This is a genomic window from Streptomyces sp. NPDC005551 (assembly GCF_042871785.1).
Taxonomy (GTDB): Bacteria; Actinomycetota; Actinomycetes; order Streptomycetales; family Streptomycetaceae; genus Streptomyces.
This window is the reverse complement of record NZ_JBIAJE010000008.1, coordinates 309,142-326,003: the sequence shown is the minus strand read 5'-3', so window position 1 is coordinate 326,003 and position 16,862 is coordinate 309,142. Positions and strand designations below refer to the sequence as shown.

Below are 16,862 nucleotides of genomic sequence, written 5' to 3'. Positions count from 1 at the left end.
ACCCGACCTACTACGTGTTCTTGCAGCGCGGACAGGGTGTGCCGGTCCCACGGGCGGTGTCTGCCCCGCACGACCCCTACGGGTCGGGGGAGACACCGCCCCTGCGTGTCATACCGCAGCAGTACACGGAGTTGAGCCCGGGGTCTGACGCTTCTTCCCGGCGGATTTGGTCAGATGGAAAGCACCACTCCTCATCAATTCGGGTGAGAATGGCGGCGCAGGGGTGGACGAGGACAGTGACTGAAGGCCGCCGCCGATGACGGAGGTAAGGGCACACATGACACCGTACGCATCCGAGGACCCGTTGGCCCACGAGGCCGACGACGTGAGCGCGGGCCGGCGCAAGGCCGCGCGGTACGTCGTCCCGGTCGCGGTGGTGGGGGTGGCGGCGGCGACCATCGGGCTCGTCCCGGCGCTCGCCGACTCCGGCGACCCCGACCTGCCGAAGATCACCGCTCAGCAACTCATCGAGAAGATCGCGAAGTCGGACACCCAGCGGCTGTCCGGCACGGTGAAGATCAGCACCGACCTCGGGCTGCCCGACCTGGGCGGTCTGGAGAGCAGCTTCGCCCCGGGGGCGGCCGGCCGGGGCGGTGGCTCCTCCGCCGACCCGTCGTCCAAGCTCATGGAGCTGGCCTCCGGCACGCACACCCTGCGCGTCGCGGCCGACGGCCCCGACAGGGGCAAGGTCTCGCTGCTGGACAAGGCGGCCGAGTACAGCGTCATCCACAACGGCGCGGACGTCTGGGCCTACGACAGCAAGTCGAACGAGGTCTACCACTCGACCGTTCCTGAGGGCGCGAAGAAGTCCGAGGCGCCCGAGGACGTCCCGGCCACGCCCCAGAAGCTGGCCGAGGAGGCGCTGAAGGCGGTCGACAAGACCACGTCGGTGACCGTCGACGGCACCGCACAGGTCGCCGGCCGGGACGCGTACCGGCTGGTCGTCAAGCCGAAGCAGTCCGGTTCCACGGTCGGCGCGATCACCGTCGCCGTCGACGCGAAGACCGGTACGCCGCTGAAGTTCACGCTGACCCCGGCGAGCGGCGGCTCGGCGGTCGTGGACGCCGGCTTCACCCGGGTCGACTTCGCGAAGCCGGCTGCGTCGACCTTCGACTTCACCCCGCCGAAGGGCGCGAAGGTCACCGAGGGCGACACCGGGGCCGGCTCGAAGGGGCCGAAGTCCGCGCCGCATTCCGCGCCGAAGTCCTCCCCGCAGTCCTCCCCGAAGTCCGACGAGGACCTCGCCGAGGGCCTCGACGGGCTGAAGACCATCGGCGAGGGCTGGACCACGATCGCCCGGTTCGACACGGGCGGTCAGGGCATGCCGTCGGAGTCCTCCGGCAACGGTGACGTCTCCGGCTTCCTGAACTCCCTCGGCGACCACGTCAGCGGGAAGTTCGGCTCGGGCACGGTCTTCTCGACCCGGCTGGTCAACGCGCTGATCACGGACGACGGTCAGGTGTACGCCGGCGCCGTCACCAAGGAAGCGCTGGTGAAGGCGGCCGACGCCGCCGCGAAGTAGGTCCGCGTCCCGCGGGCCGGGGACCGACGAATCGAGGGAACGCATGGAGGAGCCGTCCGCCGCGGAGCCCGGACCGGTGGACGCGGTGATCGCCACCCGCGCGCTCACCAAGCGCTACCGCGGCGGACAGCTCGCCGTCGACCGTCTCGATCTGAGCGTCCCGGCGGGCAGTGTCTTCGGCTTCCTCGGGCCGAACGGCTCGGGCAAGACCACCACCATCCGCATGCTGATGGGCCTGATCGCCCCGACGTCCGGCACGGCGCGCGTGCTGGGGCAGCCGATGCCCCGCGCCGCGCGCGCCGTGCTCCCGCAGGTGGGCGCCCTCATCGAGGGCCCGGCCCTGTACGGGTTCCTGTCCGGGCGCGACAACCTCCTGCGGTACGACGCCGCCGACCCGACCGCCGACCCGCGCACCCGGCGCACCCGCGTCGCGACCGCGCTCGACCGGGTCGGCCTCACCGCCGCCGCGGGCAAGAAGGCGAAGGCGTACTCCCTGGGCATGAAGCAGCGGCTGGGACTCGCCGCCGCGCTCCTGCAGCCCCGGCGGCTGCTCGTCCTCGACGAGCCGACCAACGGCCTGGACCCGCAGGGCATGCGCGAGATCCGTTCCCTGGTACGGGAGTTGGCGTCCGACGGCGCCACCGTCTTCCTCTCCTCGCACCTCCTCGACGAGATCGAGCAGGTGTGCACGCACGCGGCCGTGATGGCCCGGGGCCGGCTGATCATCCAGGGTCCGGTGGCGGAGCTGGCGGCGGGTGCGCGAGGGCGCCTCGTGGTGACCACCCCCGACACCGGCGAGGCGGCGCGGGTGCTGAAGGAACAGGGCGTCACGGATCTCGTGGTGACGGACACCGGGGTGAGCGCGGAGCCTCCGGAGCGTGAACCGGCCGAACTGAACGCAGCGTTGGTCACGGCGGGCGTGCGGGTGCGCGGCTTCGGGGTGGAGCGGGCGTCCCTGGAGGACGCGTTCGTGGCACTGACGGGGGAGGGCTTCGATGTCGCGGGCTGAGGCGGCGGCCCCTGCGGCCGGCGACCGCACCGTACGGAAACCGGGCGCGCTGTGGACGCTCGGACTGTTCCGCAGCGAGCTGGTCACCACCTTCCGGCGCTGGCGGACGATCGCGCTGCTGGCCGTGCTGGCGGCCGTGCCCGTCCTCATCGGTGTCGCCGTCAGGATCGAGACCAGTGACGGCTCGGCGGCGGGCGGCGGGGGCGGCGAGGGCCCGGCGTTCATCTCGCAGATCACCAACAACGGCCTGTTCCTTGTGTTCACGGCGCTCGCCGCGACGCTTCCCTTCTTCCTGCCGATGGCGGTCGGTGTCGTCGCGGGCGACGCCGTCGCCGGCGAGGCGAACGCGGGCACCCTGCGCTATCTGCTGGTCGCCCCCGCGGGCCGCACCCGCCTGCTGGTCACCAAGTACGCGACGGTGCTGACGTTCTGCCTGGCCGCGACCCTCGTGGTGACCGTCTCGGCGCTCGCGGCGGGCGCCCTCCTCTTCCCGCTCGGGGAGCTGACGACGATCTCCGGGACCCGGATCAGCCTCGCCGAGGGCTTCGGCAGGGCCCTGCTCATCGCGCTGGCCGTCGCCGCCTCACTGACCGGAACGGCGGCGCTCGGCCTGTTCGTCTCGACGCTGACCAACAGCGGCATCGCGGCGATGGCGACGACGGTCGGCCTCCTCGTCACCGTCCAGATCCTCGACCAGATCCCCCAACTGCACGCCCTCCAGCCCTACTTCTTCTCGCACTACTGGCTGTCCTTCGCCGACCTCATGCGGGAGCCGGTGTACTGGGAGGACATGATCCGCAATCTTGAACTGCAGGCCCTGTACGCGGCCGTGTTCGGTTCCGCGGCCTGGGCGCGGTTCACGGGGAAGGACATCACGGCGTAGGCCGGGCCCGTCCTCAGGCGGCCGTTTCCCCGGGCACCTCGTAGGGGAAGCGGGCGAGCGGGGCCTCCCGCGCGAAGAACGTCTTCGCCCGGGCCAGCGCCGCGGAGTCGTGCAGTACGTCACCCGGCTTGCTGCCGTTCCCGAGGAGGACCCCGCCGAAGCGCATGCCCAGGTACGCGGCCGAGTTGTTCAGCGCGCCGACCAGCGGGTCCGCCACCACCTCCTCCGTGTGCGCCAGCGCCGTGACACCCCACAGGGTGCGGCCGGTCAGCGTCTCCTTGAAATCGACGCCCGGCGTACGCAGCCAGCCCGACCAGTAGTCCAGGTAGCGCTTGACCGGTGCGGACAGCGTGTACCAGTACAGCGGCGAGGCGATGACGACGTCCGTCGCCGCGAGGGTGGCGTCGAGGAGCAGGCCGGCCGCGCCCTCGGTGGGCCGGACGTGATCGCTGTCGTGACGCAGGTCCTCGAAGTCGGGGAGCGGATGGTCGGCGAGGCTCAGCCAGCGCTGTTCCACGTCGGCGGGCAGTTGCTCGGCGGCGCGGCGGGCCAGCAGTTCCGTATTGCCGTCGGGGCGGCTGCTGCCCAGAAGGAAGAGGAAGGAGCGGGACATGGGGCGGCCCTCCGGATGCTCGGCATACGACGATTACATGCATACGCAGTATATGCACGCGCAAGGATAACTGTCACTGAGTGCCGAGAACGGGCCAGTGGGGCGCGTGCCGTCTGTGCCTGCTGTCGACGGTCAGACGTCCGGGAGCGTGACCCCGGCAGGGGGCACGGGGGAGCGGAGGCCGGCCAGGCCCTCGGCGGCACGCGCGACGGCCAGCAGCAGGGGCTCCCCGCCGTGCCGGGCCACCAGCTGGAGGCCGGCCGGGCAGCCGTCGGGACCGAAACCCGCCGGAACGCTCGCCGCGGGGTGACCGCTGAGGTTGAACGCCCAGGTGAGGGCGGTGGAGTAGCGGTCGCCCGGACCGTCGTGGCCGTGCGGCGCGTTCGGGGTGACGGGGGTCAGCAGCAGTTCGGCCCGGGCGAAGACCCCGGCGAGCCGCCGGTCGTTCTCCTCCCGGACCGGCCGGGCGACGTCGGGACCGGCCCCGGGCGTGCGCAGCGCCAGCCAGGCGGGACCGGGATCCACCAGCCGTACGTCCCCGGGCACGAGCCGTACGACCCCGGCGCGGACCAGCCGTTCCACCGCCCCGTATGCGACGGCCGCGAGGGCGCCCGCCTCCGCGCCGGTCCCGCCGAGACCGAGACCGGGGGACCAGACGGCGGTGACGGGAGCCGGGGCATCGGGGACTCCCGCCGGTACGCGGGGCGGGTCGGTGACGGGAAGGTTGGCCGGATCCGTACGCGGGCGCGGGTGCGCGGCGCGGGCTTCGGAGAGGGGGCGCGGATACGCCGCACGGCGTTCGGAGGAGGGGCGCGGGGGCGGGTCTGCCGCGCCGGCCGGCGGAAAGAAGGGTGGGGGCGAGGTGTGGTCCTCGGGGCCGGACTGCGCGGGGGTGCCGGACACGACCCGCCAGTACGCCGCCAGGTCGGACGCGTGCCGGGTGAGGACGCCGGCCGCCGTGAGCCCCGTACGGTCCGCCGACGGGAGGCGGCCGTTGGTGGTCTTGAGGCCGAGGACACCGCACCACGCGGCGGGGATACGGACGGACCCGGCGCCGTCGCTGCCGGTCGCCATCGGCACCACGCCCGCGGCCACCGCCGCCGCCGACCCGGCCGAGGAACCGCCCGGAGTCCGGTCGGGCCGCCAGGGGTTGACGGTCCGCCCGTGCGCCCCGAGCCCCCAGGTCTGCCAGGGAGTCCCCGGACCCGGCACGGACGTCGCCCCCACGGGTACGCACCCGGCGGCGACCAGCCCGGCCGCCGTACGCAGCCCGTGGCGTCCCTTCACCCCGACCGGGACGCCCGCGAGGGCCGGCCGCTCGCCCGCGGCGATCCGGGCGTCCACCTCGCGGGCCCGGCGCAGCGCCTCCGTGCCCCACACCTCGGTGAACGCGCACAGCACCGGCTCCACCGCCTCCAGTCGCGCGAGGCAGGCCGTGACCACGTCGACGGCGCTCACGGCACGCGCGCGTACGGCCGAGGCGATGTCCTCGGCCGACAGGGACAGGTACGTGTCGATCTTCATGGGCTGTCGGCGGACTCCGGTGTTCCGTGTTCCGGGTTGTGGGGGTCAGCGGGGGCCCCGTCTGCCGGAGGACGGGGGTGCCGCGCCGGTCAGACGGGCCAGCGCTTCGCACTCGCGCGGCGGCTCCCCGCCAAGGTCACCCACCCGCCACGCCGGCACCCACGGCACCTGGTAGACGTCGATCGTGGCGCCGATCTCCTTGGCGTGCTGGGCGAGTTGGCGGGGCAGGCGGCCCGGCGCGTCGGCGACCAGGACGACGGCGTCGAGGTCGAGTCCCGGCGGCACGTCCCTGCGCCGGAAGGTGTCCAGGGTGTGCGAGACGGCCCGCAGTCCCGTGGCATGCGTACGCGCCACGAGGAGCAGCGAAGCCGGGTCGCCCTGCTCGGGCCGCGGCCAGTTGCGGCCCGCGTCATGGCCGCCGAAGACGGTGGCGAGCGTGCTGGTGCCCGCGCCGCCGTGGGTGGCCACCCAGGCGAACCGGCGTGCGGTGACGGTGCCTTGGGCGGGCTGCGGCAGCTCCTGGTCCGGTCCGGCGACCGGCCCGCGTATCCACACCTCGGGGCCCTGCGGCCCCTGCCCTGCGATCCCCTGCATCGCCATTCCCTCCATCGTCGTCCGTCGGTCCTCCCGTCACCCGGGGTGGTCCCGGAGTCGCGGCGCGGGGTCCTGGGACGAGCCTGTGACGCCCTGGTGACCCAGGAAACGGGAGTGAGCCGGGAGACTCAACCACAGGTACGCGATCGGGCCTCGAGGCGACCGGTTCCCGACGGCGCACAACCGCGAACCGGCGACCGGCGTCCAGTCGGGCAGGGGGGCCCGCGGCGGGCGAAACGGATTCTTCCGCAGGCCGCGCCGGGGCCCAAGTGAAGGTGAGAAGGGGGGCGTTGATGCGTACGAACAGGGGACCGGCCGCGGACGCGCGGGTACCGGGCCCGTCCGCCGCCCGGACCGGCCGGCGGGCCGCTGGCTTTTTGAAACTGGTGCGTTCGGGTACGGGCAAGCCGAGGCGCGTGACGGAGGTGACGCCGGCGGAGGCAGCGACCCCGCCGTCCGCGCCCTCGCCCGCCCCGTCCGCCACCCCTTCCTCCACTGACCGACCCGAGTGAGGGAACCGATGTCTCGATTCAGCCGCGAACACAAGCGGGAACCCAAGCGGGGACGGCAGGCGCCCGCGACGTCGGTTCCGGGGGCGAGGTCCGGCGCGGGCGTGACGCCGATCGAGGTCCGCGTGACAGTGCGGACCGACGGGGGCGTCTCCGGTGGGGGCGTCTCCGGTGGGGGCGGCGCGGAGGCAGTGCCCGCGGGTGCCGTGGCGGTGTCCGGGAGTGCCCCGGCAGGCATTCCGGGCGCGACGGTCGGCGGGATGCCGGTCGCCGCGAGCCCCGGCGAGACCGTCCAGGACGCCGTGCTGAACTACCTCCACCGCATCGCCCTCGCCACGGGCCATCCCGTGCTCACCATGGTCCACGACGAGACCATCGGGTACGTCGTCCCGCTCCAGGTGTACGTCGACGGTTCCAGCGAGTACGCGGGCAACCCGGTCCGTCTGGGGCCCCCGCCGCCCGCCCCGGCAACCGCGATACCCGAGATACCCCGAGTACCCGCGCAGGCCCCTGCGGCCGTGCCGGGCGCCGCCTGCACGCCGGCTCCGGGCCTCGCGCCCGCGTCGAACTTCGCGCCCGCGTCGAACTTCGGGCCCGCGCCGCGCCCCGCGCCCCCCGCGGCTCCCGCTCCGCCGGAAGCCGCCGCGCCCGGCGCCCCCGCGTCCGCCCCGAAGCCGCCCACCAGGGACAAGGCGACCCACCTCCTACGGGCGCTTCCGGAACCGGTGTCGGGAGCGCTCGCGTCGGGTGCCCCCGCGTCTGCGGCGACGCCTGCCCCCCAGGCCCCGGGCACCGGCGGACGCATCACCGGCTCACCGGCGCCGGGCACCCCCGCGCCGGGGGCATCGGCTCCGTCCAGGCCAACCGGGTCGAGCCCCTCCGAACCGTCCCCGTCGGCCGAGACGCCGGCCCCGGCTCCCCCCGCGTCGGACGAATCCCGGACCCCGGCCCCACCCCTACCGTCCTCTCCGCCTCCGCCTCCGTCCGTGGGCCCCGCCGCCGGTGACCTCATACCGCCCGCGCCCGCCGTGCCCGGCAAGCGCCCGGCGAACCCAACGGCACCGCCCCTCGCCGCCGACCACGAGACCCCGGCGCCCGCCCCCGCCGCGAGCGTCACGAACGCACCGACGTTCCCGCTGCGCGCCGTACCCGAACCGAAGCCCCAGACGTCGTCCGCGCCCGCGGCCTCCGAGTCGCCCGAGCCCGAGCCGGAATCGGCGTCGGCGTCGGCGTCGGCTTCGGGGGCCGACGGGACCGTGGCGACCTACGTCCTGCGGGCGCTCCCGGAGTCCACCGCGGGCGCCGTCCGTCCCGTCTCGGGAACGCCGGGCCCCGCGCAGCTGCTGCCGGGAGCCGCCGAGCCAGGACCGGCCGGAGATGACGGGCCGGCCCCCGCCCCGGGTACCGTCTCCGCGCCGACGGGCGAGTTCGGCCCGGCCCCCGCGCCCGGCCCGAAGGCACCGTCCGCCCGGCCGCTGTCCCAGGAACCCGACAGCGACCCCGCCCCGGGCGCCGCCCCCCTCACCCCCTTCGAGCGGGAGAACGAGCCCTACTTCGCGCCCGAGTGGAAGGTGATCCCCTCCTCCGGGCTCATCCCGATGGTCGAGACGGAGACCGAACCCGAGCCCCGGCCCGCCCCCGGGTGGCAGGCAACCCCGACCCGCGGCGGAACCCCGGTGCCCCCGCAGGACCCCGCGCCCGCCGCGGCCCCCGAGCCCCGCCGGGCGCCGGACTTCCGCCGGAATCCAGGGCCCCGCCCGGCTCCCGCGCGCCTGCCCGCCCTGGAGCCCGAGCCGGAGCACGATCCCAAGCCCACGCCCGCCCGGGGGTTCGACGCCGTGGCCGAAGCGGTACTGGCTCCCGCCGCGGAAGCCGGTACGGCGGACGCGACGCCCCCGTCCCCGTTCGCCGCGTCCGTGACGCGGATCAACGAGGCCGTGAGGCAGGGCCGGACAGAGGACGCCGCCGGCCTGGCCGAGCGCACCGTCGCGGAGGCGTCGGCGACCTGGGGACCGGACCACCCCGAGGTGCTGAAACTACGCGAACTGACCTCGTACATCGCGTACTTGGCGGGAGACCCGCTCCGCTCGTTCCACCTGTCCCTGGACCTGGCGCGGCTGCGCAGGCGGCAGGGCGACCCGGGTGCCGCGTACGGCAACGTGCAGAGCGCCGCCGCGGCCTGGCGGGCCGTCCGCGACCCCTTGCAGGGCCTGCACCTCGGACGCGATCTGCTCGGCGTGTGGACGGAGCTCACGGCCGACGAGGGCCCCGCCGCGGACGACCTGGAACAACTGGAGAGCGCCCGTAACCGCATGGGCCGTCTCGCGGAGCGCGCCCGCTCCCTGCCGGACAACCCGTACACCCGCGGCCCGCGGCCACCGGCCCGGTGAGGCGGCTCGTCCGCGGACCCGCGCGGTGAAGCGCGGGCGCGGGCCGGCCGGCCCACGCCCGCGCTTCACCGCCTGGCTCGCCCCGGCGGCCCGGAGGCCGCACACGGCGTGCCTACGCGGACAACCCCCACACCGCGTACGCCAGCGCGTCCGAGTGCCGGTTCAGCGCCGTGTCGTTGATGTTCGACGACGTGTCGCAGGACGAGTGGTAGCAGGCGTCGAACGCCCGGCCCGCAGTGCCGCCCCACTTCGTGGCCTGCGCGGAGGTCTTGATGTAGTCGGCGCCGCTGAAGAGGCCGCCGACCGGAATGCCCGCGTTCTTGAAGGGCGCGTGGTCCGAGCGGCCGTCGCCCTCGGTCTCGATCTCCGTGGGGACGCCGATCCCCGTGAAGTAGGTCTTGAAGGTCTGCTCTATGACGGGGTCGTCGTCATAGACGAAGTACCCGGGGTTCGGCGAGCCGATCATGTCGAAGTTCAGGTAGCCGCTGATCCTCGAACGGTTCGTGGTGGAGAGGCTGTTGACGTAGTACCGCGAGCCGACCATGCCCAGCTCCTCGGCGCCCCACCAGGCGAACCGAAGATGCTTCGTGGGCTGGTAGTTCGTGCGGGCGACGGCGAGCGCGGTCTCCAGGACGGCCGCCGAGCCGGAGCCGTTGTCGTTGATGCCGGGGCCCGACGTCACGCTGTCCAGGTGGGACCCGGCCATGACGACCCGGCCGGTGTCGCCGCCGGGCCAGTCGGCGATCAGGTTGTAGCCCGTGCGGCCGCCGGAGGTGAACTGCTGGACGGTCGTGGTGAATCCGGCCGCGTCCAGCTTGGCCTTGACGTAGTCGAGGGACGCCTTGTAGCCGGTACGGCCGTGCGCGCGGTTGCCGCCGTTGGCGGTGGCGATGGACTGGAGCTGGGTGAGGTGGGCCTTGACGCCGGCCACCGGGATGTCGGGTGCGGCGGCCGCTGCCACGGGGGCGGGGGCCGCCCCGGCTATGGATCCGCCGACGAGCAGCGAGGCCACGGCGACGACCGAGGCCGCCGAGGCACGCCCGGGAATGGAGAGCTTCATGTGGGGGGCTCCGAATTCCAGGGAGATCCCACGGGGCGCCACGAGGGGAGCGAGCGGCGTCCGGGGACTCCACGGTGAATGGGGTGCCTGGATGGTGAAGCTGGGACTGACTGAGCGTCAAGAGCGTTATTCGGTCACGGACGTTCGTATACCGGAGAGGGCTCGGTGACGTCGACCGTGACGTCGACCGTCTCCGGCGTGACGGCGTTCCCGCGGGCGTGGATCGCGGCCCTCGCGCGCGCCGACCGGCGTGCGGTGCGCAGCGCGTCGAAGGTGAGCAGCGACAGCGCGACCCAGACCAGCGCGAAGCCGGCCCAGCGCTCGGGCGGCATGGCCTCGTGGAAGTAGAGGATGCCGAGCAGGAACTGGAAGACGGGCGCCAGGTACTGCAGGAGGCCCAATGTGGACAGGGGGACCCGGATCGCGGCCGCGCCGAAGCAGACGAGAGGGATCGCGGTCACGATGCCGGTGGAGGCGAGGAGCGCCGCGTGCCCGGTGCCCTGCGTCGCGAACGTCGCGTCGCCGCGGGCGCCCAGCCACGCCAGATAGGCCAGCGCGGGCAGGAACTGGATCGCTGTCTCCGCGGCCAGGGACTCGATGCCCCCGAGGTCGACCTTCTTCTTCACCAGGCCGTACGTCCCGAAGGAGAAGGCGAGGCAGAGCGAGATCCAGGGCGGGCGGCCGTATCCGACGGTCAGCACCAGCACCGCCACGAGGGCGATGCCGACCGCGGCCCACTGCGCCGGCCGCATCCGCTCCTTGAGGATCAGGACGCCCAGCGCGATGGTGACGAGCGGGTTGATGAAGTAGCCCAGCGAGGATTCCACCACGTGGCCGGCGTTCACCGCCCAGATGTAGACACCCCAGTTGACGGTGATGACCGTCGCGGCAACCGCTATCAGGCCGAGCCTGCGGGGCTGCCGCAGCAGTTCGCCGAGCCAGGCCCAGCGCCGCATCACCAGCAGCGCGACCCCGACCACGGCGAGTGACCACACCATCCGGTGGGCCAGGATCTCGACTGCCCCCGCGGGCTTCAGCAGCGGCCAGAAGACGGGGACGAGGCCCCACATGCCGTACGCCGCGAAACCGTTGAACAGGCCCGTCCGCTGCTCGCCCCTCGACTGCCCGGCCACCGGTACCTCCCTCTTGCGCGGCTGCCTCCGTGCAGCCTCCCCGACGGTAGCGCCGGGCACCCTCGCCTGTCATGCCCGTATCGCCATACGGTCATGACAGGCGAGGGGGGCGCCGGAGGGTGGCGCGTCCGTCAGGCCCTGAGGGCCGCCGCGATGGCGTCCGCGACCGGTGTGGCCGGGCGTCCGATCAGGCGGGCCAGATCACCGCTGGTGCGGGCGAGCAGCCCGCGCCCGATGGCACGGTCCACGTCCACCAGGATCGCGGCGAAGGGCTCGGGCAGCCCGGCGCCGACGAGAATGCCCTGGTGCGTCTCGGCGGACACGTCGTCGTACGTGATGTCCCTGCCGGTCTGCCGGCTCAGCTCGGCCGCGTACTCGGCGTAGCTCCAGGCGGTGTCGCCGCTGAGTTCGTACGTCGTGTTCTCGTGTCCCTCGCCGGTCAGTACGGCGACGGCCGCGGCCGCGTAGTCGGCGCGCGAGGCCGAGGCGATCCGGCCGTCGCCGGCGCTCTGTACGACGGCACCGTGCGCCAGGACGGGGGCCAGGTTCTCGGTGTAGTTCTCGTGGTACCAGCCGTTGCGCAGGAAGGTGTACGGCAGCCCGGAGCCGAGGATCGCCTGCTCGGTCTCCTTGTGCTCGGCGGCCAGCAGGAAGTCGGCGTCCGGGCCGCCCAGGACGCCGGTGTACGCCAGCAGCGCGACCCCCGCCCCCTTCGCGGCGTCGATCACGGCCCGGTGCTGGGCGACGCGCTGCCCGACCTCGCTGCCGGAGATCAGCAGCACCCTGTCGCCCGCGGCGAAGGCGCCCGCCAGGGTCTCGGGGGCGTTGTAGTCGGCCACGCGCAGCTCGACGCCGCGGGCGGCCAGGTCGGCGGCCTTGTCCTTGTCGCGGACGACTGCGGCGACCTCGGCGGCCGGGATCCTTTCCAGCAGCCCGTCGATGACGAGACGGCCGAGGCGGCCGGTGGCTCCGGTGACGACGATGCTCATGCGGAAACAACTCCTTGTGGGGTGGGTACTCCACTAACCCTAGGAGATGCGCTAACTATTGGAAAGTACCCACTTTGAAGTAAGGTACTGGCATGGCCGTAAGTGAACAGAGGGCGGATGGTGAGGCGATGTGCCCCTACCGCCTCGTCCTGGAGCACGTCACCAGCCGGTGGGGGGTCCTCGTCCTCATCGCGCTGCGCGAGCGCCCGCACCGCTTCAGTGAGCTGCGCCGGGCCATCGGCCGCGTCAGCGAGAAGATGCTCACCCAGACCCTGCAGACCCTGGAGCGCGACGGTCTGGTGCACCGGGACGCCAAGCCGGTGATCCCCCCGCGTGTCGACTACTCGCTCACCGCCCTCGGCCGCGAGGCCGCCGAGCAGGTGGCCGCCCTGGCCGGGTGGACCGAGCGCTGCATGGACGCGGTCCTCGACGCCCGCCGGGCGTACGACGAAACCCGGGCCGCGGCCGGCCGGGGCAACGCGCAGGCCCGGACCTGAGGGCCCGGGCCTGCTGGGACGTACCGCACCGCGGGGATCAGCCGACGACCGTCCAGGTGTCGCCGCCCGCCAGCAGCGCCGACAGGTCGCCCTTGCCGTTCTGCTCGACGGCGGTCTCCAGCTGCTCGGCCATCAGCGTGTCGTAGACCGGCCGGTCCACGGAACGCAGCACCCCGATGGGGGTGTGGTGCAGGGTGTCGGGGTCGGCGAGGCGGGAGAGCGCGAAGGCCGTGGTCGGGGACGGCGCGTGCGCGTCGTGGACCAGGATCAGCGACTCGTTCTCGGGGGTGACGGTGACGACGCGCAGGTCGCCGGTGAGCCGGTCCCGCACGACGCCCTTCGCGCCGTCCGCGCCGAAACGGACCGGCTTGCCGTGCTCCAGGCGGATCACCGCTTCCTCGGCCTGCTGCTTGTCCTTGAGGGCTTCGAAGGCGCCGTCGTTGAAGATGTTGCAGTTCTGGTAGATCTCCACCAGCGCCGTGCCGGGGTGGGCGGCGGCCTGGCGCAGCACCTCGGTGAGGTGCTTGCGGTCGGAGTCCACGGTCCGTGCCACGAAGGACGCCTCCGCGCCGATGGCGAGGGAGACGGGGTTGAAGGGCGCGTCGAGCGAGCCCATCGGGGTCGACTTGGTGATCTTGCCGACCTCGGAGGTGGGCGAGTACTGGCCCTTGGTGAGCCCGTAGATCCGGTTGTTGAACAGCAGGATCTTGAGGTTGACGTTGCGGCGCAGGGCGTGGATGAGGTGGTTGCCGCCGATGGACAGCGCGTCGCCGTCGCCGGTGACGACCCAGACACTGAGGTCCTGGCGGGAGGAGGCGAGCCCGGTGGCGATGGCGGGGGCGCGGCCGTGGATGGAGTGCATCCCGTAGGTGTTCATGTAGTACGGGAAACGCGAGGAGCAGCCGATGCCGGAGACGAAGACGATGTTCTCCTTGGCCAGGCCGAGTTCGGGCATGAAGCCCTGCACGGCGGCCAGGATCGCGTAGTCGCCGCAGCCCGGGCACCAGCGCACTTCCTGATCGGACTTGAAGTCCTTCATGGACTGCCTGGCCTCGGCCTTCGGCACGAGGGAAAGCGCCTCGACCGTGCCCGTGGCTTCCGTGGACGTCTCAGCCATCGATGGCCTCCTTGAGCGCCGTGGCGAGCTGTTCGGCCTTGAACGGCATGCCGTTCACCTGGGTGTACGAGTGCGCGTCGACCAGGTACTTCGCCCGGACGAGCGTGGCGAGCTGACCGAGGTTCATCTCGGGGACCACCACCTTGTCGTAACGCCGCAGGACGGTGCCGAGATTCCGCGGGAACGGGTTGAGGTGGCGCAGGTGGGCCTGGGCGATGCTCTCACCGGCCGTGCGCAGGCGCCGGACCGCGGCGGTGATGGGCCCGTAGGTCGAACCCCAGCCCAGCACCAGGGTGTCGGCGCTGTCACCGGGGTCGTCGACGTCGAGGTCGGGGACGTCGATGCCGTCGATCTTGGCCTGCCGGGTGCGGACCATGAACTCGTGGTTGGCCGGGTCGTAGGAGATGTTGCCCGAGCCGTCCTGCTTCTCGATGCCGCCGATCCGGTGCTCCAGACCCGGCGTGCCGGGGACCGCCCAGGGCCGGGCGAGGGTCTGCGGGTCACGCTTGTAGGGCCAGAACACCTCGGTGCCGTCGTCCAGGGTGTGGTTCGGCCCCTGCGTGAACTGCACGCGCAGGTCGGGCAGTTCGTCGGTGTCGGGGATGCGCCAGGGTTCGCTGCCGTTGGCGAGGTAGCCGTCGGAGAGCAGGAAGACCGGGGTGCGGTAGGTCAGCGCGATCCGGGCGGCCTCGATGGCGGCGTCGAAGCAGTCGGCGGGTGTCCTCGGGGCGACGACCGGCACGGGGGCCTCGCCGTTGCGCCCGTACATCGCCTGGAGCAGGTCGGCCTGCTCGGTCTTGGTCGGCAGGCCCGTCGAGGGGCCGCCGCGCTGGATGTCCACGACCAGCAGCGGCAGTTCGAGGGAGACGGCCAGCCCGATCGTCTCGGACTTCAGCGCCACACCCGGCCCGGACGTCGTGGTCACCGCCAGCGAACCGCCGAAGGCCGCCCCCAGCGCCGCGCCGATGCCCGCGATCTCGTCCTCGGCCTGGAAGGTGCGCACGCCGAAGTTCTTGTGCCGGCTCAGCTCGTGCAGGATGTCCGAGGCGGGCGTGATCGGGTACGAGCCCAGGTACAACGGCAGATCCGCCTGGCGCGAGGCCGCGATCAGCCCGTACGACAGCGCCAGGTTCCCGGAGATGTTGCGGTAGGTGCCCGTCGGGAACGCCTGCGCCGCCGGGGCGACCTCGTAGGAGACCGCGAAGTCCTCGGTGGTCTCGCCGAAGTTCCAGCCCGCGTGGTACGCGGCGATGTTGGCCGCGGCGATCTCGGGCTTCTTCGCGAACTTGGTCCTGAGGAACTTCTCCGTGCCCTCGGTGGGCCGGTGGTACATCCAGCTCAGCAGGCCCAGCGCGAACATGTTCTTCGAGCGCTCGGCCTCCTTGCGGGACAGGTCGAACTCCTTGAGCGCCTCGACCGTGAGCGTCGTCAGCGGGACGGGGTGGACGCTGTAACCGTCCAGGGAGCCGTCCTCGAGCGGACTCGTCACATAGCCGACCTTGGCCATCGCCCGTTTGGTGAACTCGTCGGTGTTGACGATGATCTCCGCGCCGCGCGGCACGTCGGCGATGTTCGCCTTCAGCGCGGCCGGGTTCATCGCCACCAGCACGTTCGGCGCGTCGCCGGGGGTGAGGATGTCGTGGTCGGCGAAGTGCAGCTGGAAGGACGAGACGCCCGGCAGCGTCCCCGCGGGGGCGCGGATCTCGGCCGGGAAGTTCGGCAGCGTCGACAGGTCGTTGCCGAAGGACGCCGTCTCCGAGGTGAAGCGGTCGCCGGTGAGCTGCATACCGTCACCGGAGTCGCCCGCGAAGCGGATGATGACGCGATCGAGGCGGCGTACGTCCTTGGCGCCCGCCGGTTTGCGCTGCTCTCCCACGACGGATTCGTCGGCCTGTTCCGCTGGACTGCTGACCTGGCTGGTCACTGAACTGGACCTCCCTCGAGGCGGCTGTCTGGGAACGGTCGTCCCGCCGACCCTCCCAGGATCAACCCTACGTCTGTAAGGGTCGCCTTCCCTCGGCCATTCGCATGATGGTCTCGACTCCGGAATTCCCGGACGCCCTTTTGTGCCATGGTCTGCTCGCCCCCCGGCGCTCTACGTGAGGAAGTCCCCTGCCGTCCTTCGGTTCTCGTGCCTGTGCGGGTCGCGGACGCCCGGCTTCGTACTGCACACCCGCCGGCTCGACCGGCGCTGGACAACTGACACAGTGCCGGCCGTCAGGTGTTGAGATAGGTGAGGACCGCGAGCACACGCCGGTGATCGCCGTCGCTCGGCGACAGCCCGAGCTTCAGGAAGATGTTGCTGACGTGCTTCTCCACGGCGCCGTCGCTGACCACCAGCTGCCGCGCGACGGCCGAGTTGGTGCGCCCCTCCGCCATCAGCCCCAGGACCTCCCTCTCCCTCGGCGTGAGCCCCGCGAGCACGTCCTGCTTGCGGCTGCGCCCGAGCAGCTGCGCCACCACCTCCGGGTCCAGCGCGGTGCCCCCTCGGGCCACCCGCACCACCGCGTCCACGAACTCGCGCACCTCGGCTACCCGGTCCTTGAGCAGATAGCCCACACCACGGCTGGAACCGGCCAGCAGCTCGGTGGCGTACTGCTCCTCCACGTACTGGGACAGCACCAGCACGCCGAGCCCCGGATACCGCTTGCGCAGCTGCACGGCCGCCCGCACGCCCTCGTCGGTGTGCGTCGGCGGCATCCGCACGTCGGCCACCACCACGTCGGGCAGCTCGCCCCGGTCCGCGAACTCGGTGATCGTCCTGATCAGCGCCTCCGCGTCGCCCACACCGGCCACCACGTCGTGCCCGCGGTCGGTCAGCAACCGGGTCAGGCCCTCCCTGAGTAGCACTGAATCCTCGGCGATGACCACCCGCACCTTGTCCTCCACGATTCTTCGGCCCCCCACAGCCTGTGCCCGGCCCACGCCGGTTCTCTCCACCCCGCACACGCCGGTCGCCTCGCGCCCCGGCCCGTCCGTTTCTCGTACGACGGCCCCAGCATTCCAGCATTCGAACCGGGCC

At 72.7% G+C, this 16,862-nt stretch carries 14 protein-coding genes; 5 read left to right on the top strand and 9 right to left on the bottom strand.

Annotation, left to right across the window (positions count from 1 at the left end):
- Nucleotides 1-277: 277 nt before the first annotated feature.
- Genes ACFYP4_RS24570 through ACFYP4_RS24560 form a run of 3 tightly spaced genes read left to right on the top strand, consistent with a single transcriptional unit; the run spans nucleotide 278 to nucleotide 3,414 of the window.
- Nucleotides 278-1,522, top strand: coding sequence for a DUF2092 domain-containing protein (locus ACFYP4_RS24570; RefSeq protein WP_358850950.1), 1,245 nt, complete (start codon nucleotides 278-280; stop codon nucleotides 1,520-1,522).
- A gap of 43 nt (nucleotides 1,523-1,565) precedes the next feature.
- A complete protein-coding gene (locus tag ACFYP4_RS24565) occupies nucleotides 1,566-2,531 on the top strand; it encodes an ABC transporter ATP-binding protein (protein WP_358850949.1) in 966 nt (321 codons plus the stop codon).
- Nucleotides 2,518-3,414 carry an ABC transporter permease gene (locus ACFYP4_RS24560; protein ID WP_388788027.1) on the top strand — a complete coding sequence of 299 codons (897 nt, stop codon included), beginning with the start codon at nucleotides 2,518-2,520 and terminating at the stop codon, nucleotides 3,412-3,414. The genes ACFYP4_RS24565 and ACFYP4_RS24560 overlap by 14 nt, the downstream gene beginning before the upstream one ends.
- A gap of 13 nt (nucleotides 3,415-3,427) precedes the next feature.
- Here ACFYP4_RS24560 and ACFYP4_RS24555 read toward each other — a convergent pair whose 3' ends face one another.
- The 3 genes from ACFYP4_RS24555 to ACFYP4_RS24545 form a co-directional block, all read right to left on the bottom strand.
- Nucleotides 3,428-4,027: an NAD(P)H-dependent oxidoreductase gene (locus tag ACFYP4_RS24555; protein WP_358850947.1), complete on the bottom strand. Its 600-nt coding sequence runs from the start codon at nucleotides 4,025-4,027 to the stop codon at nucleotides 3,428-3,430.
- Between the two features lie 132 nt (nucleotides 4,028-4,159).
- Nucleotides 4,160-5,551: an amidase gene (locus tag ACFYP4_RS24550; RefSeq protein ID WP_358850946.1), complete on the bottom strand. Its 1,392-nt coding sequence runs from the start codon at nucleotides 5,549-5,551 to the stop codon at nucleotides 4,160-4,162.
- 45 nt (nucleotides 5,552-5,596) lie between these two features.
- Nucleotides 5,597-6,145: a DUF6668 family protein gene (locus ACFYP4_RS24545; RefSeq protein WP_388788023.1), complete on the bottom strand. Its 549-nt coding sequence runs from the start codon at nucleotides 6,143-6,145 to the stop codon at nucleotides 5,597-5,599.
- A gap of 769 nt (nucleotides 6,146-6,914) precedes the next feature.
- Here ACFYP4_RS24545 and ACFYP4_RS24540 point away from each other — a divergent pair.
- Nucleotides 6,915-9,044 carry a hypothetical protein gene (locus ACFYP4_RS24540; protein ID WP_388788020.1) on the top strand — a complete coding sequence of 710 codons (2,130 nt, stop codon included), beginning with the start codon at nucleotides 6,915-6,917 and terminating at the stop codon, nucleotides 9,042-9,044.
- Nucleotides 9,045-9,156: 112 nt separating this feature from the next.
- On the opposite strand, the gene ACFYP4_RS24535 is transcribed toward ACFYP4_RS24540, so the two are convergent.
- The 3 genes from ACFYP4_RS24535 to ACFYP4_RS24525 all read right to left on the bottom strand — a co-directional run bounded on the left by ACFYP4_RS24535 (nucleotide 9,157) and on the right by ACFYP4_RS24525 (nucleotide 12,226).
- Complete coding sequence (locus ACFYP4_RS24535) at nucleotides 9,157-10,104, bottom strand: M28 family metallopeptidase (RefSeq protein ID WP_358850943.1); 948 nt, start codon at nucleotides 10,102-10,104, stop codon at nucleotides 9,157-9,159.
- A 134-nt stretch (nucleotides 10,105-10,238) separates the two neighbouring features.
- Nucleotides 10,239-11,237 (bottom strand): EamA family transporter RarD, encoded by a 999-nt coding sequence (gene rarD, locus ACFYP4_RS24530; protein ID WP_388788017.1) that lies wholly within the window; start codon nucleotides 11,235-11,237, stop codon nucleotides 10,239-10,241.
- A 131-nt stretch (nucleotides 11,238-11,368) separates the two neighbouring features.
- On the bottom strand, nucleotides 11,369-12,226 hold the full coding sequence (locus ACFYP4_RS24525) for an SDR family oxidoreductase (protein ID WP_358850941.1): 858 nt from the start codon (nucleotides 12,224-12,226) through the stop codon (nucleotides 11,369-11,371).
- A gap of 92 nt (nucleotides 12,227-12,318) precedes the next feature.
- Here ACFYP4_RS24525 and ACFYP4_RS24520 point away from each other — a divergent pair, with 92 nt between their 5' ends.
- Nucleotides 12,319-12,723, top strand: coding sequence for a winged helix-turn-helix transcriptional regulator (locus ACFYP4_RS24520; RefSeq protein ID WP_388788013.1), 405 nt, complete (start codon nucleotides 12,319-12,321; stop codon nucleotides 12,721-12,723).
- Between the two features lie 37 nt (nucleotides 12,724-12,760).
- Here the strand turns inward: ACFYP4_RS24520 and ACFYP4_RS24515 are convergent, their stop codons facing one another.
- From ACFYP4_RS24515 to ACFYP4_RS24505, 3 genes are all read right to left on the bottom strand, one after another.
- On the bottom strand, nucleotides 12,761-13,840 hold the full coding sequence (locus ACFYP4_RS24515; RefSeq protein ID WP_388788011.1) for a 2-oxoacid:ferredoxin oxidoreductase subunit beta: 1,080 nt from the start codon (nucleotides 13,838-13,840) through the stop codon (nucleotides 12,761-12,763).
- Nucleotides 13,833-15,764 carry a 2-oxoacid:acceptor oxidoreductase subunit alpha gene (locus ACFYP4_RS24510; protein ID WP_358850938.1) on the bottom strand — a complete coding sequence of 644 codons (1,932 nt, stop codon included), beginning with the start codon at nucleotides 15,762-15,764 and terminating at the stop codon, nucleotides 13,833-13,835. Before ACFYP4_RS24510 ends, ACFYP4_RS24515 begins: the two co-directional genes overlap by 8 nt.
- 293 nt (nucleotides 15,765-16,057) lie before the next feature.
- A complete protein-coding gene (locus ACFYP4_RS24505) occupies nucleotides 16,058-16,717 on the bottom strand; it encodes a response regulator transcription factor (RefSeq protein WP_358851027.1) in 660 nt (219 codons plus the stop codon).
- Nucleotides 16,718-16,862: the final 145 nt, after the last annotated feature.

What these genes read in the sequence shown, in the direction of transcription:
- ACFYP4_RS24570 (WP_358850950.1), top strand. Translation starts at nt 278, where the DNA reads ATGACACCGTACGCATCCGAGGACCCGTTGGCCCACGAGGCCGACGAC.
- ACFYP4_RS24565 (WP_358850949.1), top strand. Translation starts at nt 1,566, where the DNA reads ATGGAGGAGCCGTCCGCCGCGGAGCCCGGACCGGTGGACGCGGTGATC.
- ACFYP4_RS24560 (WP_388788027.1), top strand. Translation starts at nt 2,518, where the DNA reads ATGTCGCGGGCTGAGGCGGCGGCCCCTGCGGCCGGCGACCGCACCGTA.
- ACFYP4_RS24555 (WP_358850947.1), bottom strand. Translation starts at nt 4,027, where the DNA reads ATGTCCCGCTCCTTCCTCTTCCTTCTGGGCAGCAGCCGCCCCGACGGC.
- ACFYP4_RS24550 (WP_358850946.1), bottom strand. Translation starts at nt 5,551, where the DNA reads ATGAAGATCGACACGTACCTGTCCCTGTCGGCCGAGGACATCGCCTCG.
- ACFYP4_RS24545 (WP_388788023.1), bottom strand. Translation starts at nt 6,145, where the DNA reads ATGCAGGGGATCGCAGGGCAGGGGCCGCAGGGCCCCGAGGTGTGGATA.
- ACFYP4_RS24540 (WP_388788020.1), top strand. Translation starts at nt 6,915, where the DNA reads ATGCCGGTCGCCGCGAGCCCCGGCGAGACCGTCCAGGACGCCGTGCTG.
- ACFYP4_RS24535 (WP_358850943.1), bottom strand. Translation starts at nt 10,104, where the DNA reads ATGAAGCTCTCCATTCCCGGGCGTGCCTCGGCGGCCTCGGTCGTCGCC.
- ACFYP4_RS24525 (WP_358850941.1), bottom strand. Translation starts at nt 12,226, where the DNA reads ATGAGCATCGTCGTCACCGGAGCCACCGGCCGCCTCGGCCGTCTCGTC.
- ACFYP4_RS24520 (WP_388788013.1), top strand. Translation starts at nt 12,319, where the DNA reads ATGGCCGTAAGTGAACAGAGGGCGGATGGTGAGGCGATGTGCCCCTAC.
- ACFYP4_RS24515 (WP_388788011.1), bottom strand. Translation starts at nt 13,840, where the DNA reads ATGGCTGAGACGTCCACGGAAGCCACGGGCACGGTCGAGGCGCTTTCC.